The organism is Protofrankia sp. CiP1_Cm_nod1, assembly GCF_920888515.1.
GTDB lineage: Bacteria > Actinomycetota > Actinomycetes > Frankiales > Frankiaceae > Protofrankia.
In genome coordinates, this window is sequence record NZ_CAKKTM010000001.1 from 1 (window position 1) to 23844 (window position 23844).

20 protein-coding genes and 1 pseudogene are annotated in these 23844 nt (G+C 66.2%); 18 read left to right on the forward strand and 3 right to left on the reverse strand.

What is annotated here, in order from left to right; genetic code table 11:
- Positions 1 to 38 precede the first annotated feature (38 nt).
- The 9 genes and pseudogenes from NBX02_RS00005 to NBX02_RS00045 form a co-directional block, all read left to right on the forward strand.
- On the forward strand, positions 39 to 1295 hold the full coding sequence (locus tag NBX02_RS00005; protein WP_250289422.1) for an MCE family protein: 1257 nt from the start codon (positions 39 to 41) through the stop codon (positions 1293 to 1295).
- Positions 1295 to 2584, forward strand: coding sequence for an MCE family protein (locus NBX02_RS00010; RefSeq protein ID WP_250289425.1), 1290 nt, complete (start codon positions 1295 to 1297; stop codon positions 2582 to 2584). Before NBX02_RS00005 ends, NBX02_RS00010 begins: the two co-directional genes overlap by 1 nt.
- Positions 2581 to 3927: an MCE family protein gene (locus NBX02_RS00015; protein ID WP_250284055.1), complete on the forward strand. Its 1347-nt coding sequence runs from the start codon at positions 2581 to 2583 to the stop codon at positions 3925 to 3927. The genes NBX02_RS00010 and NBX02_RS00015 overlap by 4 nt, the downstream gene beginning before the upstream one ends.
- Complete coding sequence (locus tag NBX02_RS00020) at positions 3891 to 4682, forward strand: hypothetical protein (RefSeq protein ID WP_250289427.1); 792 nt, start codon at positions 3891 to 3893, stop codon at positions 4680 to 4682. The genes NBX02_RS00015 and NBX02_RS00020 overlap by 37 nt, the downstream gene beginning before the upstream one ends.
- Before the next feature lie 26 nt (positions 4683 to 4708).
- A complete protein-coding gene (locus NBX02_RS00025; RefSeq protein ID WP_250284051.1) occupies positions 4709 to 5236 on the forward strand; it encodes a hypothetical protein in 528 nt (175 codons plus the stop codon).
- 41 nt (positions 5237 to 5277) lie between these two features.
- A complete protein-coding gene (locus NBX02_RS00030) occupies positions 5278 to 6336 on the forward strand; it encodes an ABC transporter ATP-binding protein (protein WP_445548167.1) in 1059 nt (352 codons plus the stop codon).
- Between the two features lie 44 nt (positions 6337 to 6380).
- Positions 6381 to 6854 (forward strand): DoxX family protein, encoded by a 474-nt coding sequence (locus NBX02_RS00035; protein ID WP_047221742.1) that lies wholly within the window; start codon positions 6381 to 6383, stop codon positions 6852 to 6854.
- Positions 6855 to 6892: 38 nt separating this feature from the next.
- Positions 6893 to 8473 carry an AMP-binding protein gene (locus NBX02_RS00040; RefSeq protein WP_445548168.1) on the forward strand — a complete coding sequence of 527 codons (1581 nt, stop codon included), beginning with the start codon at positions 6893 to 6895 and terminating at the stop codon, positions 8471 to 8473.
- 7 nt (positions 8474 to 8480) lie between these two features.
- Positions 8481 to 8720: pseudogene (locus NBX02_RS00045) on the forward strand (integrase core domain-containing protein); the annotation flags it as partial.
- A 142-nt stretch (positions 8721 to 8862) separates the two neighbouring features.
- On the opposite strand, the gene NBX02_RS00050 reads toward NBX02_RS00045, so the two are convergent.
- Entirely contained in the window at positions 8863 to 9984 is a 1122-nt protein-coding gene (locus tag NBX02_RS00050) for an acyl-CoA dehydrogenase family protein (protein WP_250289429.1), read from the reverse strand.
- Positions 9985 to 10369: 385 nt separating this feature from the next.
- On the opposite strand from NBX02_RS00050, the gene NBX02_RS00055 reads away from it, so the two are divergent.
- From NBX02_RS00055 to NBX02_RS00090, 8 genes are all read left to right on the forward strand, one after another.
- The gene (locus tag NBX02_RS00055; RefSeq protein WP_250289431.1) at positions 10370 to 10813 is read left to right on the forward strand and encodes a nuclear transport factor 2 family protein; all 444 of its coding nucleotides are present in this window, start codon (positions 10370 to 10372) and stop codon (positions 10811 to 10813) included.
- On the forward strand, positions 10810 to 12075 hold the full coding sequence (locus tag NBX02_RS00060) for a cytochrome P450 (RefSeq protein ID WP_250287484.1): 1266 nt from the start codon (positions 10810 to 10812) through the stop codon (positions 12073 to 12075). Before NBX02_RS00055 ends, NBX02_RS00060 begins: the two co-directional genes overlap by 4 nt.
- Before the next feature lie 87 nt (positions 12076 to 12162).
- Positions 12163 to 14244: an acetate--CoA ligase family protein gene (locus NBX02_RS00065; RefSeq protein WP_250289433.1), complete on the forward strand. Its 2082-nt coding sequence runs from the start codon at positions 12163 to 12165 to the stop codon at positions 14242 to 14244.
- A gap of 81 nt (positions 14245 to 14325) precedes the next feature.
- Complete coding sequence (locus tag NBX02_RS00070) at positions 14326 to 15519, forward strand: amidohydrolase family protein (RefSeq protein WP_250286259.1); 1194 nt, start codon at positions 14326 to 14328, stop codon at positions 15517 to 15519.
- 17 nt (positions 15520 to 15536) lie between these two features.
- Positions 15537 to 16334: an SDR family NAD(P)-dependent oxidoreductase gene (locus NBX02_RS00075; protein WP_250286257.1), complete on the forward strand. Its 798-nt coding sequence runs from the start codon at positions 15537 to 15539 to the stop codon at positions 16332 to 16334.
- 26 nt (positions 16335 to 16360) lie between these two features.
- The gene (locus tag NBX02_RS00080; RefSeq protein ID WP_445548169.1) at positions 16361 to 17785 is read left to right on the forward strand and encodes an aldehyde dehydrogenase family protein; all 1425 of its coding nucleotides are present in this window, start codon (positions 16361 to 16363) and stop codon (positions 17783 to 17785) included.
- Positions 17786 to 17812: 27 nt separating this feature from the next.
- The gene (locus NBX02_RS00085; RefSeq protein WP_131767400.1) at positions 17813 to 18979 is read left to right on the forward strand and encodes an acyl-CoA dehydrogenase family protein; all 1167 of its coding nucleotides are present in this window, start codon (positions 17813 to 17815) and stop codon (positions 18977 to 18979) included.
- Positions 18980 to 19100: 121 nt separating this feature from the next.
- Complete coding sequence (locus NBX02_RS00090; protein ID WP_250286263.1) at positions 19101 to 20750, forward strand: AMP-binding protein; 1650 nt, start codon at positions 19101 to 19103, stop codon at positions 20748 to 20750.
- Positions 20751 to 20797: 47 nt separating this feature from the next.
- On the opposite strand, the gene NBX02_RS00095 is transcribed toward NBX02_RS00090, so the two are convergent.
- Positions 20798 to 22048 (reverse strand): NAD(P)/FAD-dependent oxidoreductase, encoded by a 1251-nt coding sequence (locus NBX02_RS00095; RefSeq protein ID WP_445548170.1) that lies wholly within the window; start codon positions 22046 to 22048, stop codon positions 20798 to 20800.
- The gene (locus NBX02_RS00100; protein ID WP_250287347.1) at positions 22048 to 22371 is read right to left on the reverse strand and encodes a 2Fe-2S iron-sulfur cluster-binding protein; all 324 of its coding nucleotides are present in this window, start codon (positions 22369 to 22371) and stop codon (positions 22048 to 22050) included. Before NBX02_RS00100 ends, NBX02_RS00095 begins: the two co-directional genes overlap by 1 nt.
- Before the next feature lie 234 nt (positions 22372 to 22605).
- Here NBX02_RS00100 and NBX02_RS00105 point away from each other — a divergent pair, with 234 nt between their 5' ends.
- Entirely contained in the window at positions 22606 to 23838 is a 1233-nt protein-coding gene (locus tag NBX02_RS00105; protein ID WP_250287348.1) for a cytochrome P450, read from the forward strand.
- The last annotated feature ends 6 nt before the right edge of the window (positions 23839 to 23844 follow it).

Consider the following 23844-nt stretch of genomic DNA (forward strand, 5'->3'; position numbering starts at 1 on the left):
CCGCTCGGCCAGGTCATTGGTCAAGGAGTGAACTGATCATGCGACGCTTCATGGGCGCCACCCAGGGTAGGCGTAGGATCGTTTCCCTCCTGGCGGTGCTCGCCATCGCCGCCGGCGCCTTCTCCTTTTTCGTCCTTAACGGGCACAGATCCGGTACCGCCTACTTCGCGAGCGTGAAGAACATCTACCCGAAAGACCGGGTACGGATCCTCGGTGTCGACGTCGGTGAGATCACTGCGATCAGTCCCGAGCCTGGCCGGGTCCGAGTGGATTTCAGCTACGACAGCAAGTACAAGCTCCCGGCGGATGTGCAGGCCGCGATCGTCTCACCAACACTGGTCGCGACCCGCTTCCTGCAGCTGACCCCGGCCTATAACGGCGGGCCTACGTTCCCCGACAGGGGCACCATTCCCCTGGAGCGGACCGCGTCACCGCTGGAGTTCGACGACCTCAAGTCCGAGCTGGAGAAGGTCTCGGCGGCCTTCGGGCCTGCTCCTGACGGCAGTCAGGGCGTGCTGGGCCGATTCCTCGACACAATGGCCAGGAATGCGCAGGACGGCCAGGGCGCGAAGTTCAACGCAATGATCAGGGAAGCTTCGGCGGCGGCGCAAACTCTGGCCTCCGGCAGCGACGATCTGTTCGCGACCGTGCGGAACCTGCAAACCTTCGTCACGGCCCTCGGCGCAGTCGATCAGCAGATCGTCGAGTTCAACAACCAGTTGGGCTCGGTGTCCGAGGTGCTGGACGAGAACAGGAACGCGTTCACTCAGGCGATCACCGGAGTCAACGACGCCGCGGTACAGGTGGACCAGTTCCTCGCGGAGAACGCCCAACCCCTGGAGACCTCGGTCGATCAGCTGGGTCAGCTGACCCGGAGCCTGGCCGGCATGCGTGATGACATCGCCCAGGTGCTGCACGTCGGGCCGAACACGTTGACCAACCTCTGGCAGATCTTCTCGCCACGTAGCGGTGCCTACACCGGCGCTCTCGCCGTGGACAACCTCAACAACCCCGCCGACCTGGTGTGCTCGGCCTACGCGGTCAACCTCACCCAGAACCCGGGCGACGCCGCGGCGGCCTGTGCCAACTACCTGGCCCCGCTGCTGCAGGTCCTGCGCGTCCAGCAGCCGCCCATCGGCGTCAACCCGCTCGTAGTGCCCGGCGGCGGTGGCCCCACCGAACGGCCGGGCGTCGACCCACCGCCGAACGCCACCGCGAACAACCAGGGGCTGTTGCCCGGCCTGGGCCTACCCGGCCTGGGTGGTCTGCTCGTCCCGCCGTCTGGAGGCAGATGATGAGGCGGCTGCTGTGCTGGCCCATCCTTGCCATGGCCGTGGGCCTCGTGCTTACTGGCTGTAATTATCAGGGGCTCAACGACTTCACCCTGCCCGGTTCGGAAGGCTCGCGGCCGGGCTCCTACGAGGTGAAGCTCGAGATGGCCGATGTCGGTGATCTGGTGCCCAACAACCCGGTCCGGCTGAACGACATCAACGTAGGGACGATCAAGTCCATCCAGCTCGACGGATGGCACGCCCTCGTCACGATCAGGCTCAACCCCGACGTGGTGCTGCCGGCGAACGCGACGGCTCGGGTGGGTCAGGCCAGCCTGCTGGGCGCGAAGTACATCGAGCTCGACCGTCCCGCGGAGGGTGAGACCGGCAGGCTCGCGCCGGGTTCGACGCTCGGGCTCGCGCAGACCGGGAAGTACACCGGCACCGAGGACCTCCTGGCCTCGGTGGCGTTGCTGCTCAACGGTGGCGGGCTTGCGAACCTCAAGACGATCACCACGGAGTTGAACCGGGCACTCGGGGGACGGGAACCACAGTTCCGTGATCTGCTCACCCAGCTGAACACGTTTGTCACCGGGCTCGACAAGCAAAAGGGCGACATCGTCCGCGCGATCGACGGGCTCGACCGGATGGCCGGCAATCTGGCGTCCTACAACGGGCAGATCCAGTCCGCGCTCGACAACCTGCCCCCCGCACTCGACGTGCTGAACCGGGAGCGGATCAATCTGGTCAACACCCTGCAGTCGCTGTCGAACTTCGGCGACGCCGCACACGACGTGGTCAGCCGGGGCGGTGACGCGCTGGCCCAGAACATCGACAACCTGGGGCCTTCGTTGAAGGGGCTCGCCGACGCGGGCCAGTCCCTGACCAATTCCCTGGACATGATCGGGACCGCCCTGTTCCCACTCAAGACGTTCGGCGACGTCATCAAGGGCGACTTCGCCAACTTCTACATGACCCTCGACCTCACCCTGGGCACACTCGACCGCAACTTCCTGACCGGCACGCCGTTCGCGGGCCAGCTGGGCAACATAGAGAAATTGCTCGCGGCCGGGATGGGGGTGGCTGGTCAGGCAGTGAACCCGCTGACGGCGCCGGTCCTGCCGAACGGCGTCCCCGGCGTCACCGGGCCGGCACTCGAAGGCGGCACCAAGCCGGTACCAGCGGATCAACGCGGGGTGGAACCAGCCAGGCCGCCAGCCCAGCCTTCGCCGACGCCGTCCCCGACACAGCAACCGAACAGCGGTCTCGGAGACCTCCTCAATGGGCTCCTGGGCGGGGGAACAGGCCGATGATCACCAGATTCGTGCGTTTCCAGCTTGTGGCGTTCGCGATTCTCACCCTGGCCGCGACACTCATGATCGCATTGGTGTACCTCCGGGTTCCGACGCTCCTGGGCGTCGGCCAGATCCAGGTGACGGCCGACTTCCCGTCGACCGGGGGCCTCTACCCCAACGCGAACGTTACTTACCGCGGCTATACCGTCGGCAAGGTCAAGAAGATCGACCTCGTCCCGACGGGAGTCCGAGCAACGCTGTCCATCGACAAGGACAAGGCCCCGCCGCGCGACAGCCGGGCCGAGGTGCACAGCGTCTCGGCGATCGGCGAGCAGTATGTCGACTTCGTCCCGACCGCGAACCCCGGCCCTCCGATCCGGCACGGAGATCGGATCGACATGCGGCAGACCAGCACTCCGCCCCCGATCGCGTCCGTGCTCGACAGCGTGGACGACCTCGTCACGTCGCTGAACCCACACAGTCTCACCACCGTGCTCGACGAGGCCGCCGCGGCCTTCGACGGACTTGGTCCGGATCTCGGGCGGCTGGCCGACAACACCAGGGCACTGCTGGACGCCGCGGACACCAATTACGAGCCGACCCGGCAGCTGATCCAGAACGCCCCGGCTCTGCTGGACGCCATCCGGCAGAGCGATCCGTCCATCCGGCAATGGGCGGATGACCTGTCGTCATTCACCGGCACGCTCGCGAAGGACGACCCGCAGATCCGGGCGATGCTGGCGAATGTGCCCCCAGCGGCTGGACGGGCAGGCGACCTTCTCCAGCAGCTGAGCCTGACCACGCCAACCCTGCTCAGCAGCAGCGACGTGCTGGCCAAGCTGGCGAAGGCCTACCACGCTCCCATCGAGCAGATCCTCGTCGTGTATCCGCTGCTGACAGTCGAGAACCTCACGACGGCCCCCGAGTACCTCTCGCCCGGGGTCTTCAAGTTCAACCTCGAGACCAACGTCAACCCACCGGTGTGCATGGACGGATGGGTACCGGAGGGCCAGCCGGGCGGTCCGCGTCCGTCGAGCATCATCAGCGATGAAGAGCTGCCTGCGAACTCGTACTGCAAGCTGCCCCAGAACGACCCGCGAGTGACGCGGGGAGCGCGCAACCTGCAGTGCTTCGAGCCGGGTTCTCCACCAGGACGGCGAGCAGGGACGATCCAGGGGTGCCGGGGCGATGGCGAAAAGCCGATTACAGGGAAAGGCGTGTTCGTTCCCGGCGAGACCGGTCTCGGCGGGATCACTGTCCTCGAGGGTCCCCTCACGGTGCTCGGGGTCGTCGGATCACCACCGCCTCAGCAGAGGGAGTTGACATGGCAAGGACTACTGATCGCTCCGGCCGAGCGGTGACGTTGTTGACCCACGACGCGCCGGCGGCCCTGCCGAAACACGGTGCCGAGGAACCCGCCGAAGATACGAGGGAAAGCAATCCCAGGTCCACGACCAGGGACGCGAAGACCGGAGACGAGGTCCGGACACTCGCCGAAGAACAGCCGGACGAGGCATTCGTGGACAATGAGGGTGGCGGCGAGCTCCCGAATCCGGACGGTCCGGTCAGCGATGATCCGGTCTCGGTGACGCTGGCATCCGCGGCCAAAGGATCGCGTCCGCTCAGGCGGGGGCGGGCGTTCCGGATAGCGTTGGTGGCATTGTCGGTGCTTGTTGTCGTACTTGTGGCCACCACGGTTGTGTTCAGTCTGCGCTGGCAGAACGGCCACGCCGTCGATGCCCGTCGCGCCGATGCCGTGGCCGCCGCTCGTCAGGTGGCGCTGAACCTGACCTCGATCAACTTTGGCACCGCGGACGCGGACGTCAACAGGCTCGTCTCGAGCGCGACCGGTGACTTCCGCAATCTGTTCACCCAGAACCTCGATTCCTACGTCGATATCGTCAAACAGAACCAGGTCGTCACGACCGGCCAGGTTACCGAGGCCGGCGTACAGGACATCAACGCGAGCATCGCACACATTATTCTGGCCGTGCAGTCCACCGTGCGGAACACGGCGGTGCCGAACGGCGAGGTCAGAACCTACCGAATGGCGCTACAGATGGAACATCACGGCGACGGATCCTGGCTGGTCTCACGAGTGGATTTCGTGCCGTGAGGGCCTTACGGAAAGCCTTACGGAAAATGGTGGCGATTGGAGACCCCCGGGCAATCTGGCGAACCGCGCATCGGTATCCGCGAACGGTTCTCATCGGGCTCGGGTCGCTCACGGTCGTACTCGCCGTTGGGCTGGGCATCCTGGTGCTGGCGACCGATCGGCACAACACGGTCGAGCAGGCCAGGGCGGATGGTAGGACGGCCGGCGAGAAGATGGCTGTGACCCTGCTGTCCTACGATTACCGTTCTTCAGTGTCCGATCTTGGAAAACGTGACGATCTGCTGACCGGGCACTTCAGGGACGAGTACTCCGCGCTCATGCGGGACACCGTCATGCCAGCAGCGGTCAAGCAACAGGTGACGACCCAGACGAGCGTCGCGGCGTCCTCGGTCATCTCCGCTGACAGTCCCGACAAGGTGACCATGCTGCTCTTCCTCAACCAGACTACGCAATCGGTGGCGAGCAAGAATCCCGTACTCAACGGTAGCCGGGTCCGGATGGCCCTCCAGCGGGTCAGTGGGCAGTGGCTGGTCGCCGAGCTCACCCCGGTGTGAACGCCGACGCTCACTGTGTAGTGCCACGTATAGGGGGATCGATGACCGGTGTTGAAGTCGAGATCAGGAATCTAAGCAAGTCGTTCGGCAAGGCGAACATCTGGAGTGACGTCACGCTGACCCTGCCCCCGGGCGAGATCAGCGTGCTGCTCGGGCCGTCGGGCACTGGAAAATCGGTGTTACTCAAGTCTATCATCGGTCTATTGAAGCCCGAAAAAGGTAGTATAATCATCCATGGCACCGACTTGATCCGATGCTCCGAGAATCGGCTTTATGAGCTGCGTAAGCTTTTCGGTGTGCTGTTCCAGGACGGTGCGCTGTTCGGTTCCATGGACGTCTACGACAACACCGCGTTTCCGCTGCGGGAGCATACTCGTAAGTCCGAGACCGAAATCCGTAGGATTGTCATGGAGAAACTCGATCTGGTCGGGCTCACAGGCGCGGAGAACAAGCTCCCCGGAGAGATCTCCGGCGGTATGCGCAAGCGCGCCGGTCTGGCCAGAGCGCTCGTGCTCGATCCGGAGATCGTGCTCGTCGACGAGCCGGACTCGGGACTCGACCCGGTTCGTACGGCCTATCTCAACCAGCTCATCGTCGACCTGAACGCTCAGATGGATTCGACGTTCCTGATCGTCACGCATCACCTGGGTACGGCGCGGCAGCTGCCGGACAACATCGGGATGCTGTTCCGCCGTAACCTCGTAATGTTTGGTCCCCGCGAGGTGTTGCTGACTTCGGAGGAACCCGTGGTCCAACAGTTCCTGCAGGGCCGCCGAGCCGGGCCCATCGGAATGTCGGAGGAGAAGGACTCGGCGCAGATGCAAGCTGAGATGGCGCAGCTGCGCGAGCAGGGAGCCGCGGCACGGGACGACATCACGTTCGTCGACCCGCAGTACGAACCAAGTGCCGGCCTACCCGAGCGGCGCGCCGTTCAGCGGCGCAAGGACCGGGTCATGAAAATGATGCATACCCTGCCATGGAAGGCGCAGCAGGCTATTCGTGAGTCCTTGACGGAGGATGATCTCGTTCGTTACGAGATCCCGTGGGATCCAGGTTCCACCGAAGTCATCAAGGTGCACAGGCCGTTTCCGATCCAGTGAATGGCCGTCCGGCCTTCGAAAGAGGCACATCGGTGGGTACAGGGATGACGAGCTTGATCCTGCGTGCGGCAGTCGGCACGACAATGATCGCGCACGGAGTCAAGCATGGCAGGACGATCCAGGGAACCGCGGACTGGTTCCAGATGATCGGGTTCCGCGAGCCGGAGCTGCAGGCACGGCTGTCCGCCGTGGTGGAGGTTGGCGCCGGCGGCGCACTGCTGGTGGGGGCCGGCACACCCCTGGCCGCCTCGGCGGTTGTTGGGACCATGGGGGTGGCCGCCCGTTCCGTGCACGTCCGCAACGGCTTCTTTATTACCGCGGAGGGCTATGAGTACGTGCTCAACCTGGCCGCCGCCGCCGTGGCCCTGAGCACACTCGGCCCGGGCCGGTTCAGTGTGGACCGTCTGTTCAAGCATGCTGACGACCACCCGAGCGTGCGTCGCGGGCTGTTGACCGCGGGGATCGGGCTGGGCGCTGCCGCCGTCCAGTTGGCCGCGTTCTGGCGCCGTCCGGCATGAGGGGTGGTGTCGATGAACAGACGGCGCGGTCAGACGGCATGACGGCGTCGTTGCACCCAGCAGCGTCGGCAGAACAGACGCTTCCCGCCCGCGACCGCGTGGTAACCCGAGCTGTTCTGGAACGACACGCTGCCGAACGGCCCGATGCGCTCTGCGTGCTCGGCCCTGATGGCGAGCGATGGACCTGGGCGCAGGCTCTTGACGAAGCCTATCGGTCGGCGACGGCACTGGCGGCACGTGGAGTCGGCCGCGGTGATCACGTTCTGCTCTTTCTGCCGAACGGGCTCGACTGGCTGCGCGCCTGGTGGGGGACCAGCGCCTTGGGCGCGGTGATGGTGACCGTGAACGTCGCCTACCGCGGGGAGAGTCTCCGGCATGTCTGTGCCGAGTCGGGCGCTTCGGTGATCGTCACCGACGGTGTCCTCGGTGAGCGGCTGGCCGGGCTCGGGCTCGACATCGTCCCGGTGTCCCCTGCTGAGCTGCGCGCCGGGACCGTCACGGAACCCGTGCTCGACCCGCCCCTCGAACCCTGGGACGTGCACGCCGTGAACTTCACCTCCGGCACGACCGGTCCGGCCAAAGGCGTCCTGACCCCGTATCTCGCCACGTACATGGGCGGGGTCAACGCCATGGGTGAGGCCGGTGGTCTGAGCGCCACCGATCGCTGGCTGGTCGACACTCCGCTGTTCCACGTGAGCGGACAGATGACCGCGCTGGTCTGCCTTTCCGCAGGGGCGAGTATGGCGGTGCGGGAGCAGTTCGCCGGTTCCCGCTACTGGGATGTCGTCGCGGAGACCGAGGCCACCCATGCGTTGCTCGTCGGCACCATGGCGGCGTTCCTGCTGTCTCGGGAACCGAGCGCGGCCGAGCGAGCGCACCGGCTGCGGGTAGCCGTACTGGCCCCGATGGTCGCCGACCCCGTCGCGTTCCGCGCACGGTTCGGTGTGGCACAGCTGTGCTCCGTCTACGGTCAGACAGAGATCAGTTCACCGCTGCTGGTGCTGCCCGGGGCCGAGATCGTGCCGGGCAGTGTCGGGCGGCCACGGCCCGGCGTTGAGCTGCGTATCGTCGATGAACATGATCTGCCGGTGGCCATCGGTGAGATAGGCGAACTGGTGGTCCGCACGGACCGGCCATGGGAGATGAACGTCGGTTACTTCCGGAGGCCCGAGGCCACGGTGGCGGCTTGGCGCAACGGCTGGTTCCACACCGGCGATGCGTTCCGATGCGATCAGGAAGGCAACTACTTCTACGTCGACCGCATGCGCGACACCCTGCGGCGGCGGGGCGAGAACATCTCCAGCTTCCAGGTGGAGGCCGAGGTGATGGCGCACCCGGATGTCCTTGAGGTCGCGTGCGTCGGCGTGCCGGCGGAGTTCGGCGAGCACGAGGTCAAGGTCTTCGTCGTCCCCGTCGAAGGCCGCGTCGTCGATCCAGCTGACTTGATTGGCTTCCTTGTTCCGCGGCTGCCGCGGTTCATGATCCCGAGGTTCGTCGAAGTGGTTGCCGAGCTGCCGAAGACCCAGACACTGCGGGTGCGGAAGTTCGAGCTGCGTGACAGACCGAACACGGAGGCGACGTGGGATCGCCAGGCGGCGGGCGTCGCCCTGCCCCGCTGATCCCACCGTGGAACGGTTCAACCGGATCCTGCTCGAGGAATGGGCCTACGCCCGCGTCCACACCAGCGAGACCGAACGCCGTGCTGCGCTGCCCGGCTGGCTGCACACCTACAATCACCAGCGCTGCCACACCGCGTTCGGAGGTCATCCGTCCGTCAGCCGTATCCCCAGCCTCACGGGACAGAACAACTGGAGCGCCGGTCACGTAACCATACGTGGCTTGGCGAACGGTGACATGCGTCGATGAGTGCCGGCCATCGAGAAGATCGGCGCGACCTTGTCGATGTGTACGCCAATTTGACCGACAAGCGTGCACACCGACAAAGTCGTTTGGATCATGGCTCGTGCGGGTAGTTGCGGACGGGTCCCGTACTACTTGACCGGCGTTCCTAGGCGCCCAGCCCGAGGGCCGCCGCGAGCAGTTCGCGGTGTGCGGACGGGCTTCCGAGAAGGGCTTCGGACCCCTTGGCGCGCTTGAGGAACAGGTGCGCGTCGTGCTCCCAGGTGAAGCCGATGCCTCCGTGTACCTGCACGTTGGTCGACGCGGCACGGGCGAAAACCTCAGAGCAGTGCGCTCGAGCCAGGCTCGAGACTTCACCGAGATCCTCGCCGGCCACCCATGAGGTGAGTGCCAGGAGCACCGCGGAGCGGGCGGTCTCGACATCGAGGAGGGTGTCCGCGAGCCGGTGCTTCACCGCCTGGAAGCTCCCGATGGCGCGCCCGAACTGCTCTCGCGTCCCAGCGTACGCGACGGCCATGTCGAGGCACCGTTGCGCACCGCCAAGCTGTTCCGCGGCGAGCAGGACGGCAGCCTGTTGCAACGCACGGCGCAGCACCGGTCCGGCCTTGTCCTCCTCGCCGACCAGGCGCCCAGGGGCGTCCTTCAACTCGATGGCGGCCAGGGCGCGTGTCGCGTCGAAAGTAGGCAGCCTGCGACGCTGGACCTCGTCGTCGTCAGCGCTGATGACGAACAGCGACAGGGCAGACGGGTCATCGGGCCGTGCTGCGGTCACCACGATCAGATCCGCGGTCGCGCCGTCGACGACCAGCGTCTTGGTACCGCTCACCCGGGCGCGTTCACCGTCGGGACGCCACGTGGTCGTTGCTGTGGCGCCGTCCCAGTTCCCATCCGGCTCAGCGTGCGCAAGGGCTGCCGTCTGCTCACCACTAGCCAGCTGGGGGAGGATGTCATCCAACTCGTCCCGCGTCATGGCCAGCAGGAGGGCGCTGGTGGCGAGGCAGACGCTCGAGAAGAACGGGCCGTTGTAGAGACCGGCGCCCAGCTGCTCCAGCACCACCGCGAGCTCGACGGGCCCATACCCCATACCGCCGTGCTCCTCGGGGACGGCGAGCGCGGGGAGTCCGAGCTCCTTGGACATCTGCTGCCAGATCGTCGTGTCGTGGCCGCCGTCGTCGAGGAACTGCCGGAGGTGCGACAGCGGCGCGCGCTCGGCGACGAAGCGCCGCACGAGCTGAGCAAGCTCCTCCTGCTCGGCGGTAAAATTGATCATAGCGTCTCCCTGATGGCGCTGAGAGCGACTCCTGCGAGCCGGACGACGTAGAAGCTGCGGTCCTGACCGGTGAACCAGGCCTTGCTGCGTGCGGGGATCTAATGGGGCTCTGCTGTGCTATAGCCGCTCTTGGTCCCGCACCAGGACGCCGGAGCCAGGTGCCTGTCACCGTCATCGGAGCTTGTGCCAGCGGCAGGCGGGAGCGCAAGGGCGGTCAGCCGAACGCGTGAGGCATGGGTGCGGGCCTCCATGATGACCTCCGGCGATGCGTTGACGTCTAATCGAATTCATAGTAGAAAGTGTTCCTGAAACATACGGCCTTGCCATATATTCCGCAACGGCCAGCGAAGGCGCCCCGAGGAGCGCGGTCTGGAGGAGCGTGATGATGGAAGCCGGCGCGGACGATGTTGAGATCGTCGCTCGTTTCACAAGCTGCCTGGCGGTGGGGGACATCGAGACCTGCCTGTCGCTCGTGGCCGACGACCTGGTCTTCTCCGAGGCGTCGAGTCTGCCCTTTGGCGGTGACTGGGAGGGTAGGGACGGGCTCGTGGGGGTGCTGCGCGCAGTCGGGCGCGACTACCGGGTACGCCTCGACGCTCCGCAGGTGAGCGCGGCGGGAGATCGTGTGCTCGTCCGGGTCAGTGGGACCATCGCCGCGCGGAGTACGGGGCGCGTGATCCCTCTCGATGTCGTGGACCTGTACGACGTGAGGGACGGGCTGATTCGCAGGGTGGACGTCTTCTACAAGGACACGGCCGCGGTCGCGGGACTGCTCGACGGGCCGGCGGCCGCGAGGACAGAGCTGATGACAGGGGGCGTGCCGGCATGAGCGAGCAGGTGCAGGAGACCAGTCGGTGCACCGCCCAGGCGGTGCTCGGCCACGACTACGACCACTATGACCCCGCCTTCGCGCTTGACCCACACCCCAGCTACGCGGTGCTGCGTGAGAAGTGCCCGGTCGCACACACGGAGAACTACGGCGGCTTCTATATTCTCTCGAAGTTCGAGGACATCTCAGAGGTCCTCCACGACGCGGCCACCTTCTCGTCGTGGCCAGCGGACACACCGCCGACGCCCGGGCACAGCCGCGCGCTCATTCCGCTGGAAGTGGATGCGCCGGACCACCGTCGTTATCGGATGGTGGTGGACCCCCTGTTCCGCCCCCATGCCGTCGCCGACGTGGCGCCTGCGGTCAGGCAGTTCGCCCGTGAACTCGTCGATGGCATGGTTGCCAAGCGCGAGTTCGACTTCATGGAGGAGTTCGCCAAGCCGCTGCCCAGCGCGGTGTTCCTGCGGCAGGTGGGCCTCGACTTCTCCGTCGAGCAGCGTGACCAGCTCTGCGACTGGGCGGGAACTATTCTGCACACCACGACGGCAGGGGTGCAGCACGGGGACACGGACGCGCAGACCAAAGCGCGCATCGACGCCGGGAAGGCCCTGCACGACTTCCTGAAAGGGCTGCTGGACGAGCGCATCGAGAAGCCAGGCGACGACATCATCTCGGTCCTCGTCAAGGCCCAGATGCCCGGCGGCCGAACCCTGGAGTACCGAGAGATCCTCAACTTCGCCTACGTGCTCGTGCTGGCTGGCCTCGACACGGTGACGACGGCGCTCGGCTTCAGCTTCATGCACCTGGCACGACGCCCGGACCTGCAGGACAGGATCGCCGCGGATCCGAACCTCATCCCGAGCGCCGTCGAGGAGCTGCTGCGCTACGAGTCGATCGTCCACATGAGCCGAACCGTGGTGAAGCCACACACGATCGGGGGAACCGAGTTGAAGCCCGGCGACCGTGTGGTCGTGCCACTGGCCTCGGCGCACCGTGACGAGGACATTTTCGTCGACGCCGGCGAGATCGTGCTCGACCGCAGGCCCGAGCGCAGCATGATCTTCGGTGCCGGCAGCCATCGCTGCCTGGGCAGTCACCTGGCCCGGCTCGAGATGGGCATCGCCTTCGAGGAGATTTTCTCGCGTATCCCGCGGTTCTCCCTGCCGCCGGAGGCCGAGTTGGTCGCCCACGGCGGCCAGACACGCAGCCTCGCGAACCTGCCGTTCCGTACCTGGCGCGCCGGCGACCCCACCACGGCCTGACCGCCCTCGAGAAAAGGCATGACAGCGACCATGTCGGTTGACCAAGCAGTTCCCACAACAACACGACGGAACACGCTGCGTCCTGACGTGGCCAGGACGTTCCTCGAACCTCGCTCCGTTGCCATCGTCGGTGTGTCGACCAGCTCGGCCCAGGCCTACAAGGCAGGTGGTCGCGCGGTGCTCGAGCACCTCAGGGTTTATGGCTACCAGGGTGACGTCACTGTGGTTCATCCCAGTGCGACCGAAGTCGACGACCGGCGCGCCGTCCCCTCGCTGCGTGACATCGGCCATGTACCCGATGTGGTCGTGGTTGCGGTGCCGGCCCGGCACGTCCTGGGTGTCCTGCAGGAGTGCGCCGACATCGGGGTAACGCAGACTCTCGTGTTGACAGCCGGCTTCGCGGACATGGGACCCGACGGCCTGGCCCTGGAACAGTCCCTCCTCGACTTCGCGAGCGAGCACGGCATCGCCATGGTCGGGCCGAACAGCACCGGTCTGGTCACCGTACGCAGCGGGCTGGCGATGAGCATGACGTCGGTGCTGACGGAGGGAGAGCCGATCGCCCCTGGCGGCCTCGCGGTGATCGCGCAGAGCGGTGCGATCGGCAGCACCGTTGTCGAGCGGGCCCGTCTGGCAGGCGTCGGCATCTCGCACATCGTGAGTACGGGCAACCAGCGGGACATGGACATCCCCGACTTCGTGGCCTTCTTCGCCGAGCACCCCGATGTCGACACCGTGGCCCTCTACGTCGAGTCCATCCGCGATGGCGTGCTGTTCTCCCAGGCTGTCGAGAGGCTCCACGCCGCCGGCAAGCGTCTCGTGGCCTATCTCGGCGGCCGTACGGACGCCGGTGAGCAGGCTGCGGCAAGCCACACCGGCAAGATCGCGGGCAGGGGCGCTCTCGAGCTCGGGCTCCTGCGCGCTCTCGGTGTCACCGTCGTCGATGACCCGGACGACCTGTGGGTCCTTGGCGCAGTCCGCACCACGACGACCAGCACACCTTTCCCCAGGCGCTGGGGCATGGTCGCCTACTCCGGGGGAATGGCCGTGCTTGCCACCGAGCAGCTGGCGTCGGCGGGTGTCGTGTTCCCGGCGCTCTCCCAGCAGACGCTCGGGAAGGTCAAGGAGCGATCTCCGCAGTTCGTCGCGGCGCACAACCCCCTCGACGTGGGGCCCGGATCGATGCCGCACGACTTCCGCAGCTACTTGTCTGCCGTGGCCGCGGATCCTGCCGTCGAGGCATTATGCGTCCCACTCCCGATGGGTGCACGGGGTTGGAACCAGCAGAGCGTCGACGACGTGCTCACGGTGATGGACGAAAGCGGTAAGCCCTTCGTCGTGCTGTGGTACGGCGGCTATGCGCTGCGTCCATACATCGAGCAATTGCGTGCGCGAGGCGTCCTGGTCGCCGAGAAGCCGTCCGACCTTGGAAGGCTTGTCCGCGCGTTGCTGGGACCCGAGCGTACGACCACAGGGGAGGCAGCCGTTGTCGACCACTGTGGCGCCGGATCCCCATCGGCGAAAGGCGGAGCTGCCGCACTGCAACGGTTGGCCGCGCATGGCGTCGACGTCGTCGCCATGCGCGTGCTCGGCGACGATCCTGCGGCTGTGGCCAAGGCCGCGGCAGAGCTCGGCTACCCGGTCGTGCTGAAGATCGGCGACGAGGACGTGGCGCACCGCACCGAACTCGGGCTCGTCACCGTCGGGCTCAGGAGCGAAGACGCCGTGGTGTCGGCGCTCGGCGTGATGCGGGAGCGAGCCGGCAGAGCAGGGGTTCCAGGTACTCGGCAGTGGCTGCTGCAGGCCATGGCCACCGGCGGCGTCGAGCTCGTCCTCACCGTCCGAAACGCCGGTCGTCTCGGCGTCTTCGGGAGTATCGGCCTCGGTGGGGCAGCCGTGGAAGTCCTGCGGGACGTCGAGTCCGTCCCCCTGCCCTGTGACGAGGAGACCCTCCGCCGTGCGCTGAGCCGCCTGCGCACGGCGGATCTGTTCTTCGGCTTCAGGGGGTCAGACCCCGTGGACCTGGGATGGGTGCATCACACGCTGCACCGGATGGCCGACCTCCTCCACACCGCGCGGCTGCGGGAGATCGAGGTCAACCCTGCCCTCGTCGATGGGGGCGGTGGAGTCGTTGTGGACGCCCTCTTCGTGCCTGACATCTCTGGTTGACGTTGTTCAAATTCAGTCTAGAATTAGAAATCGATGCGATGAGCGCGCGCAACGTGCGGTCATGATTCCTCGGAGAGTCACATGAGCGATGACGCCAGGGCGCCTGTCTTCGACTGCGACCAGCACTACTACGAGCCGCTCGACGCCTTCACGAGGCATCGGCCCAGGGAATGGGCCGAGCGAACGGTGCAACTGGCCGAGATCGACGGGCGTAAACGACTGATCGTCGGCGGCAGGGTCGACAAGACGGTGACGAACCCGACGTTCGACCCCATCGTCAAGCCCGGTGTCATGGCCGACTATTTCCGGGGCAACAAGGCTGGCAAGCCGCTGTCGGAGTACCTCGCGCAGCGCGAGCCGCTCCCGGCCTACTACCGCGACCGGGACGCCCGAATCCGCAAGCTGGACGAGCAGGAGATCCAGTGTGTCTGGATGCTGCCGTCCCTCGGCATGGGAATCGAGGAGAGCCTGCAGGAGGACGTGCCAGCGGCGGCCGTCGCGTTCAAGGCATTCAACCGCTTCCTTCTCGACGACTGGGGCTACAACTACCAGGACCGCATCTTCACCGCGCCCTACCTGGCCTTCGGAGACGTCGACGCCGCAGTGGGAGAGGTCGAGCACGGTCTCGACAACGGAGCGCGCATCTTCGTCGTCCGGCCGCAGGCCGTGTACACCGAAGACGGGTGGATCAGTCCCGGTAACGAGCGGTTCGACCCCATCTTCGCCCGCCTCGCCGAAGCGGGTGCCACGCTCATCCCGCATGTCGGCGAGGTCGGGGGCGTCGGCCTCGACAAGTACGTTGATCACCACGGCAACATCATTGGTGGGGTGGCCCCGCCGCTTGAAGTTGCGGTCGGTCACGACCGGGCGATCGGTAACTACCTGGGTGCCCTCGTCTGTGACAAGTTGTTCGAGCGCTTCCCCAGCCTCCGTGTGGCGTCCGTGGAGAACGGTGCAGAGTTTCTCTCTCTCCTGCTGGCGGGGCTCAACCGTGCGGGTTTCCAACAGCCTGGATATTTCTCCTCGGATCCAGTCGAGCAGTTCAAACAGCATGTCTGGGTCGCGCCCTTCTGGGAGGACAACCTGCTCGAGGTCGTCAGGCATCTCGGACCCGACCATGTGCTTTTCGGATCCGACTACCCGCATCCCGAGGGCCTTGCCGAGCCGAGGCAGTACGAAAAGATCACCGCAGAGCTGAACGACCCGGTTGCCGAACGCAAGATCCTGTGGAGCAACACCGCGATGCTGACAGGTTTGTCTGTCGGCATCGGCTGAGCGGCCCTGATCCGATCATGGAGCTGAAGGGCAAAGTCGTCGTCGTCACGGGCAGCGCGCGGGGGATGGGCGCGGCCATGTGCCGCCGCTTCGCCACAGAGGGGGCGACCATCGTGGTGTCCGATATCGACCAACTGGGGACCATGAGGGTGGCCGACGAGCTCGGCTGCCTCGGCCACCCCTGCGACGTGCGGATGGAGGACCAGGTCATCGACCTGGTCGACGCCGCGACCCGCGAGCACGGGCGTGTCGATGTCTTCGTGTCCAACGCAGGTGTGCTGTGGGGAGAGCCCTGGGACGGCACCACGCCGCTGCAGGAGCGTGGCAATCCCTGGGCGTCCAACGCCGCCTGGCAGGAGGTCTGGGACGTCAACGTGATGCAGCAGGTTTATGCCGCGCGCGCGGTGCTGCCCCAGATGCTCGCGCGAGGTGAGGGCTACCTTGTCCAGAATGCGTCCGCGGGTGGTCTGCTGACCGCACTCGGCAACGCGCCGTATACGGCCGTAAAGCATGCGGCGGTGGGTCTTACGGAATGGCTCGCCATCCACTACGGGGACGCCGGTATCAAGGTGTCCTGCATCGTGGCGGAGGGGGTGCGGACAGACATGCTGCGCGGCGCCCAGGGCGAGTGGTTCGCTGTCGCGGGTGCCGTGACGCCAGAGGACGCCGCACAGTCGATCGTCGACGGGGTGCGTAAGGAGGAATTCCTGATCCTCACCCACCCGGACGTTTCGAGGTATTTCCAGGGCAAGGCTGCCGACCACGACGCCTGGCTTGTGAAGATGCGGCGTCTGCACGCCAGGACTCCGCGCTGACATGCTGCTGACACGGAGGAGTGCCCATGGTCGTCGTACGTGACGAGCTGTATGTCGCAGGTAGGTGGCGGCGACCACATGGGCAGGATGAACTCCTGGTTCATGGAGCGGCGAATGGGGCCGTGATCGGGATCATCCCCGATGCGGATGCTGTCGACGTCGACGACGCCGTCGAGGCGGCGAAGCAGGCGTTCCCGGCCTGGTCCACGACGCCATTACGCGAACGCCTGGAGCTGATCAGACGCCTGGAGGAGGCGCTGACCGCCCGTATCGACGAACTGGCTAGAACCATCACCACCGAGGTTGGTACTCCGGTGCGGGTGTCCCGGCTCCTGCAGGCAGAGGCGCCATGCCGATCTCTCGCGCACTACAGAGCATTGCTTCCGGAGCTCTCGCTCGAGGAGAAGATCGGCTCGTCGGTCGTCATCCGTGAGCCGCTCGGCGTCGTCGCGTGCATCACCGCGTGGAATTACCCCCTGCAGCAGGTGCTCGGCAAGGTGGGAGCTGCGCTGGCGACGGGATGCACGACGGTCGTGAAGCCGTCGGAGGTGGCTCCGCTCAGCGCCTTCATCGTGGCGGAGGCCGTCGACGAGGCGGGTTTCCCCGCGGGCGTCTTCAACCTGGTCACCGGTACTGCGGAGTCGGTGGGGGAACCGCTGGTCGTCCATCCGGACGTCGACATGGTCCACGTCACGGGCAGTACCCGGGCCGGCCGTCGGATCGGAGCGCTCGCGGCAGGGACGATAAAGCGGCTGGCCTTGGAGCTCGGCGGCAAGTCCGCCAACGTGATCCTCGACGACGCCGACCTTGCTCAGGCCGTGAAGGTCGGCGTTGCGAACTGCTTCACCAACAGCGGGCAGACCTGCACCGCGTGGACGCGCATGCTTGTGCCGCACGGGCGGCTTGCCGAGGTGGAGGAGCTGGTGAAGGCGCGGGTGGCCGGCTACCGGTTGGGCGACCCTCTCGACCCGGCGACGAACATGGGGCCGCTGGTCTCTCAGAGGCAGCAGGAGTCGGTCCGCGGCTTCATCCGCGGCGCCCTCGACGAAGGCGCCCGACTGGTCGCCGGGGGGCCGGAGCAGCCCGAGGAGACGTCCGTAGGCTACTTCGTCAAGCCCACGGTCTTCTCTGACGTCATGCCAGGGATGACCATTGCCCAGGAAGAGGTTTTCGGTCCCGTCCTGGCGATCATGCCATTCGATGATGACGATGACGCCATCCGGATCGCCAACTCCACCATCTACGGGCTCGCGGGCGGTGTGTGGTCGCAGGACACCGCTCGTGCAGCGCGGGTGGCGCGCCGCATCCGTGCCGGACAGGTCGACATCAACGGCTCGTTCTTCAACGCCCAGGCCCCGTTCGGGGGTTTCAAACAGTCGGGTGTCGGTCGGGAGCTGGGGATACACGGGCTGCTCGAGTTCTACGAGCTCAAGTCACTCCAGTACGCGTGACCGCCGAGGAAGAGGAGCAGGACCACAGTGGACTTCACCGAGGCTGAGGACCTCCGGCTGATCCGCGATGCGATTCGCAGCATCTGCAGCAAGTTCGACGACGAGTACTGGGCCGGGCGTGACGCGAAGCACGAGTTCCCCTGGGACTTCTACACCGCCCTCGCCGAGGGCGGCTGGATCGGCATCGCCATCCCGGAGGAGTACGGCGGAGGTGGGCGGGGGCTGCTGGAGGCGTCGGTGATCCTCGAGGAGGTAGCTGCCTCCGGGGCCGCGATGAACGGCTGCAGCGCGATCCATCTGTCCATCTTCGGGATGCACCCGATCGCCCTGCACGGCAGTGAGGAGCTCAAGCGGAAGTACCTTCCGCGGGTGGCGAGCGGTGACCTGCACGTTGCCTTCGGCGTGACCGAGCCGGACGCCGGTACCGAGACGCTCGCCATCCGGACGTCGGCCAGGCTCGAGGGGGACCATTACCGCGTACGCGGGCAGAAGGTCTGGACCTCCAAGGCGCTCGAGTCGGAGAAGGTGCTGCTGCTGGTCCGCACGACCCCGGTCGAGCAGGTGCGCACCCGCACGGAGGGACTGACCCTGCTCATGGCCGACCTTCAGAACCCGGCCGTGACGATCCGGCCCATCCCGAAGGCGGGTCGCAACGCTGTCGCCTCCTGCGAGACGGTCTATGACGACCTGCTCGTCCACGTGTCTGACAGGGTCGGAGAAGAGGGAGCGGGCTTCCGGTATCTGCTCGACGGCCTCAACGCCGAGCGCATCCTGATCGCCAGTGAGGCGCTCGGCATCGGGCGTGCCGCGCTGCGCCGGGCGGTCGGCTATGCGCGCGATCGTGTCGTCTACGGACGACCCATCGGGCAGAACCAGGGCATCGCGTTCCCGCTCGCCGAAGCGCACTCGCGGCTGCAGGCCGCAGAGTTGGTCACCCGTCGGGCCGGTTGGCTGCTCGATCAGCGCCTGCCGGCAGGCGCGGAGGCCAACATGGCGAAGTTCCTCGCCACGGATGCCGGCTTCCAGGCCGCCGACGTTGCCATGCAGGTGCACGGCGGTTTCGGATACGCCGAGGAGTACCACGTGGCCCGCTACTGGCGCGAGGCCAGACTGATGAAGATCGCACCCCTTCCGCAGGAGCTCGTGCTCGCCTACATCTCGCAGCACGTCCTCGGCCTGCCCAAGAGCTACTGAAGCACGGGTGTGCACCCCTTGACCTGATTCGAAATCAACATAGATTCAACCGGGGGTCGCCTGCCATGCCGAGAGTGGCGTCCCGTCGGACACTGAGAGCCGAGGAGCAGACGTGACCACCATGACCGAAGCGCTGCCTGAGCAGCCCGCGCCGCTGACGGCAGAGCATGGCTCCGGCTACAAGGTTTTAGGCGACTGGCTGCGGGACGAAGCTGCGCGCGACCCCGACCGGGACTTCGTGCAGTGCGCGAGCCCCTGGATGACGCTCGGGGAACTCGACCGGCTCTCGGACACTGTGGCGGCTGCCCTTCAGGGCCTTGGCGTCGGTAAAGGTGACCGCGTGGCGATCAACCTTCCCAACCGCATCGAGTACATCGTTCTCATCTACGCGATCGCCAAGACCGGAGCGATCCAGGTCCCGCTGAACACCTACCTGCGTGGCGACTTCCTGCGGCACCAGCTCGCACAGACCACACCGCGCGTCTACATCGGCGATGCCGCCGCTCTGCAGATGCTCGAGCCCGTGCTGCCTGAGCTCGACGGCATCGAACACCTGGTGGTCGTCGGGGAAGCCCCTGAGACGACGTCGCTGCCCGACCTCACGCCGTTCGCGTCGCTTGAGGGCTCGCCTCGGCCCCTCGAACCGGTGGCCCTCTCGTCCGCGGATGTGTGTGCCGTCATCTACACGTCGGGGACCACGGGTCCGTCGAAGGGCTGCACGATTACGCACGGGTACTACTGCAACCTCGTCAACGTCTTTATCGATTTCGGCTGGTACGCCGAGGGCGATGTTGTCTTCGGTGCGAACCCCCTGTTCCACTTCAGCGGCCAGACCTGGCTCGTGGCCGCCGCCCTGGCCGTCAGGGGATCCGCCATCGTCGAGCCGTCCTTCAGCGCGTCCGGCTACATGTCCCGCATCCGCGAGACGGGTGCGACGACGGCGATGGGCATGGGCGCCATGGGAATGGCGATCATGACTACACCGCCGAGCCCGGAGGACAAGCAGCACAAGCTGCGCCACATCACCTTCATGCCGTCGACCCCTGCACTCGTCGAGCAGTTCGCGGAGCGCTTCGGTATCGAGCCCTTCGCTGAGGTCTTCGGGCAGTCCGAGTGCTGGCCAGCGCTGCTGGGCGACCCTCGTGGCATGCGCAAGCCTGGCAGCATGGGCAAGCTGACGCCCGGCCTGCAGGTCAAGATCGTCGATGAGGGTGACGTCGAGGTGCCCCCGGGAGAGCCCGGTGAGATCGTGGTCCGCGCGGAGGAGCCTTATCGTCTGTTCTCCGGTTACTGGCGCAATGACGCGGCCACCGTCGAGACTTTCCGTAACCTCTGGCACCACACCGGAGACAGCGGCCGCGTCGACGAGGACGGGTACTTCTGGTTCGTCGACCGCAAGAAGGATTCGCTGCGGCGCCGCGGGGAGAACGTGTCCTCGCTCGAGCTCGAAGCAGCGTTGATGAAGCACCCTGCCTTCTCGGCGGTCGCAGTCCACGCGGTGCCGTCAGAGCTGTCCGAGGACGACATCAAGGTGTGCATCGTTCTCAAGCCGGATGAGTCGGTCGAGCCCGAGGAGCTCTTCGACTTCTTCAGGACCACACTGCCGTACTACGCGGTCCCCCGTTACGTGGAGTTCCTCGACGCTCTGCCGGCAAACGTCAACGGCCGCGTGCAGAAGTTCAAGCTTCGCGAGCGCGGCATCACGGCGGAGACGATCGACTTCGAGGCGCTGGGTCTGGTCATCGCGAGGAGCGAACGTCGGGCTACGTGAGTGTCCATCCTGACTCCGCCGGCCGCCCCCTGACCTGCAGTTGCAGGTCAGGGGGCGGCCGGCGTTGAGCCGGCGGTGGACGCGCGCTTGATGTCGAAGTCGTCCCGTCGCACGTCCTGTGGGGAGAGCGACGTCGATCCGCTGAGCAGCCGCCGAGCCGCCATGTGGTCAGCTGGGCGGTTCACCGACTCGACGCCCAGCAGGCGCCCCTGCGAGAAGCAGTACACCGAGAAGCGCTCGCTGCTGACGTCTCCTCTTACGGCTACTTCCGTATGGCCCGTGGTGAGCCCGGCGATCTGCAGCTTGATGTCGGCCTGGTCGCTCCAGAACCACGGGACGGAGCTGAAGGGTTCAGGGCGGCCGGTCAACGTGGCTGCCAGGCGCCGTCCCTGCGCAGTCGCGTTCTGGACGGACTCGAGCCGCACACGCGTTCCACCTGCGAACGGATTCGGGGCACAGACGCAGTCCCCGACCGCGTAGACGTGCGGCGCCGAGGTGCGCAACAGCTCGTCGACCACGATACCGTTGTCCACCTCGAGGCCAGCCTGCTCGGCGAGCTCCACGTTGGGGCTTGCACCCACGCCCACCAGCACGAGGTCAGCAGGGAGACGGCGGCCGTCCGTCGTGTCGACAGCGGCCACGCGGCCGGCCACACCGACGATCCGGCTGACCGTGGTCGTCAGCTCGACATCGAGACCGCGTGCCCGGTGAGCCTGCAGAAGGAACGCAGCAGTGTGGCTCGACAGGACACGGCCCATGAGCTGGTCGGCGACCTCGACGACCGTCGCGTTCTTCCCCAGCTGCACTGCGGTCGCTGCGACCTCCATGCCGATGAAGCCGCCTCCGACGACCACCACGCGCGCAGCCTGTTCCAGGCGAACTTTCACCTCGTCGGCTTCATCCAGGGTGCGCAGGGACAACACACCCTCGAGGCCGGCACCCTCCAGCCGGAGCAGCCGGTTCCTCGCGCCGGTCGCAAGCACAAGATCGTCGTATTCCAAGGCTTCGCCGTCCTGAAGCAGGACCCTGCGACCGTCGGTATCCAGATGCTTGGCGCGTGTGCTGGTACGCACCTCGATGCCCTGCTCCCCGAACCACGACTCCGGCCGCAGCCACAGGGCGTCACGCGAGGTCTTGCCGGTCAGGTGGCCCTTGGACAGCGGAGGTCGCTGGTAGGGCAGGTGAGCCTCTGCACCAACGAGGACGATGCGGCCTGTGAAGCCCTCCTCGCGCAGTGACGACGCAACCTGACAGCCGGCCTGGCCGGCACCGACCACTATGACCGTCGAAGAGCCCATCAGTACTGGGTCTCCGGGCATCGGACCACGATGCCGTCCAGCTCGGGACCCAGAGGCAGCTGGCACGAGAGCCGGCTGCCCGTTTCACGCGGGGCGGCGGTGAAGTCGAGCATCTCCTGCTCGTCGTTGCTGATGGGCGGCAGGTGGTCGAGGTGCTCCTCAGCCACGTAGACGTGGCAGGTCGCGCAGGCGAGCGTCCCCCCGCACTCGGCGACGATCTCCGTGACGCCGTGTGCGACAGCCGCCTGCATGATGCTGGTGCCGTCACCTACATCGACGGCGATGTCGTCACCGTTGGGGCGTAGGAAGGTCACCTTTGGCACTGGATCGTCTCCTCATCGCGTGGACGTGGCGACGTAGCGTCGCTCGATAGATTCTAAATATGATTCGGTACCTTGTCCATGGTGTTGAACAAGCTGGCGAACCTGGCGCAGAATCTTGACGAAATTAGAATGTGATGTACGATACACGTGCTCAGGTGGAGGTCAGAGCGGTCGCAAGCGGCTCGGCGACCGCAAACGGACCCTGCCATGCCGGCCACTCACAGGAGGATGACCATGACGAGTTCCACCGGGGCCACGCAGAACGAGCCTCAGGAAGTCGTCCACTTCACGCCGTTGGACCCGACCCTGGCGGACGACTTCTGGCCGAGGATGAACGACCTGCGCAACCGCTGCCCGGTCGTGTGGAGCGACCAGCCCTGGAGCGATAAAGTCGCCGGATTCTGGGTGGTCAGCGACTATGCCGACGTCATGGCGGCCGGCGTGAACTGGAAGGCCTTCAGCAACGCTCAGGGTGCGGCCCCCGTGCAGTTCGACCTCGACATCCTGCGCATGATCCCGCTGGAGACCGACCCCCCACTGCACCGCGGCATCCGACGTCTGCTCAACCCGTTCTTCACGGCGGAGGCCCAGCAGGCCGGCGAGGCGGGCATCCAGGAGAAGGTCGACACGCTGCTCGGCCGCTGCGTCGCCAAGGGCGAGGTCGACTTCATCTCGGAGTTCACGCAGGTGCTGCCTCCTATCGTGTTCTTCGGGACCTACCTCGAGCAGCAGGAATCGGAGATCGGCTGGGTGCTCGAGGTGCTCAACACCCTCCTGACTCAGCCTGAGAAGGCGCTGGAGGTTGCTCCTCGCCTGCTCACGTGGGGCGCCGAGTTGCTCGTCAAGCGCCGTGAGCAGGGTCGGCGTGACGACCTTGCCGGTGTCATCGCGCACATGGGGCTGGAGGGGAGCGACGACGGTCTGGAGCTGGACGAGAAGCAGCGCATCGAGACGCTGAACCTCATGATCATGGCCGGCATGGAGACGACGATGGGCGCTCTGGGCAGCATCGCGGTGCGTCTCGCGACCGACCAGGCTCTGCGCGCCGAGCTCGCGACCGCTGACGACAAGCGCCTCGGTCGCGTTGTCGACGAGTTCCTCCGTTTCGAATCACCCGTTCCGACAGCGGGCCGAACGCTCACCGAGGACGCCGAGATGAGCGGCTGCCCCATGCGCGGCGGTGACCGCGTCCTCCTCAACTGGGCTGCAGCCAACCGCGACCCCGCGCAGTTCAAGGACCCGGACACCCTCGATTTCGAGCGCCAGAACGTCTCTTCGCACGTGGCCTTCGGCGCCGGCATTCACCGGTGCCTCGGCAACCACCTTGCGCGCCGAGAGATCAAGGCCAGTATCAAGGCGATCTGTCAGCTGACGACCTTCGAGGTGTCCCAGGCCGGCTTCACGCCCTCGTACCGCCCGGCCTTCGCGCGCGGACCCATTAGTCTGCCCGTCCGCCTGGTTCGCTAGATCTTT

Bases quoted from the DNA above. Each gene is read 5' to 3' on its own strand.
- NBX02_RS00005 (WP_250289422.1), top strand. From the start codon at position 39: ATGCGACGCTTCATGGGCGCCACCCAGGGTAGGCGTAGGATCGTTTCC.
- NBX02_RS00010 (WP_250289425.1), top strand. From the start codon at position 1,295: ATGAGGCGGCTGCTGTGCTGGCCCATCCTTGCCATGGCCGTGGGCCTC.
- NBX02_RS00015 (WP_250284055.1), top strand. From the start codon at position 2,581: ATGATCACCAGATTCGTGCGTTTCCAGCTTGTGGCGTTCGCGATTCTC.
- NBX02_RS00020 (WP_250289427.1), top strand. From the start codon at position 3,891: ATGGCAAGGACTACTGATCGCTCCGGCCGAGCGGTGACGTTGTTGACC.
- NBX02_RS00025 (WP_250284051.1), top strand. From the start codon at position 4,709: ATGGTGGCGATTGGAGACCCCCGGGCAATCTGGCGAACCGCGCATCGG.
- NBX02_RS00030 (WP_445548167.1), top strand. From the start codon at position 5,278: ATGACCGGTGTTGAAGTCGAGATCAGGAATCTAAGCAAGTCGTTCGGC.
- NBX02_RS00035 (WP_047221742.1), top strand. From the start codon at position 6,381: ATGACGAGCTTGATCCTGCGTGCGGCAGTCGGCACGACAATGATCGCG.
- NBX02_RS00040 (WP_445548168.1), top strand. From the start codon at position 6,893: ATGACGGCGTCGTTGCACCCAGCAGCGTCGGCAGAACAGACGCTTCCC.
- NBX02_RS00050 (WP_250289429.1), bottom strand. From the start codon at position 9,984: ATGATCAATTTTACCGCCGAGCAGGAGGAGCTTGCTCAGCTCGTGCGG.
- NBX02_RS00055 (WP_250289431.1), top strand. From the start codon at position 10,370: ATGGAAGCCGGCGCGGACGATGTTGAGATCGTCGCTCGTTTCACAAGC.
- NBX02_RS00060 (WP_250287484.1), top strand. From the start codon at position 10,810: ATGAGCGAGCAGGTGCAGGAGACCAGTCGGTGCACCGCCCAGGCGGTG.
- NBX02_RS00070 (WP_250286259.1), top strand. From the start codon at position 14,326: ATGAGCGATGACGCCAGGGCGCCTGTCTTCGACTGCGACCAGCACTAC.
- NBX02_RS00075 (WP_250286257.1), top strand. From the start codon at position 15,537: ATGGAGCTGAAGGGCAAAGTCGTCGTCGTCACGGGCAGCGCGCGGGGG.
- NBX02_RS00080 (WP_445548169.1), top strand. From the start codon at position 16,361: ATGGTCGTCGTACGTGACGAGCTGTATGTCGCAGGTAGGTGGCGGCGA.
- NBX02_RS00090 (WP_250286263.1), top strand. From the start codon at position 19,101: ATGACCGAAGCGCTGCCTGAGCAGCCCGCGCCGCTGACGGCAGAGCAT.
- NBX02_RS00095 (WP_445548170.1), bottom strand. From the start codon at position 22,048: ATGGGCTCTTCGACGGTCATAGTGGTCGGTGCCGGCCAGGCCGGCTGT.
- NBX02_RS00105 (WP_250287348.1), top strand. From the start codon at position 22,606: ATGACGAGTTCCACCGGGGCCACGCAGAACGAGCCTCAGGAAGTCGTC.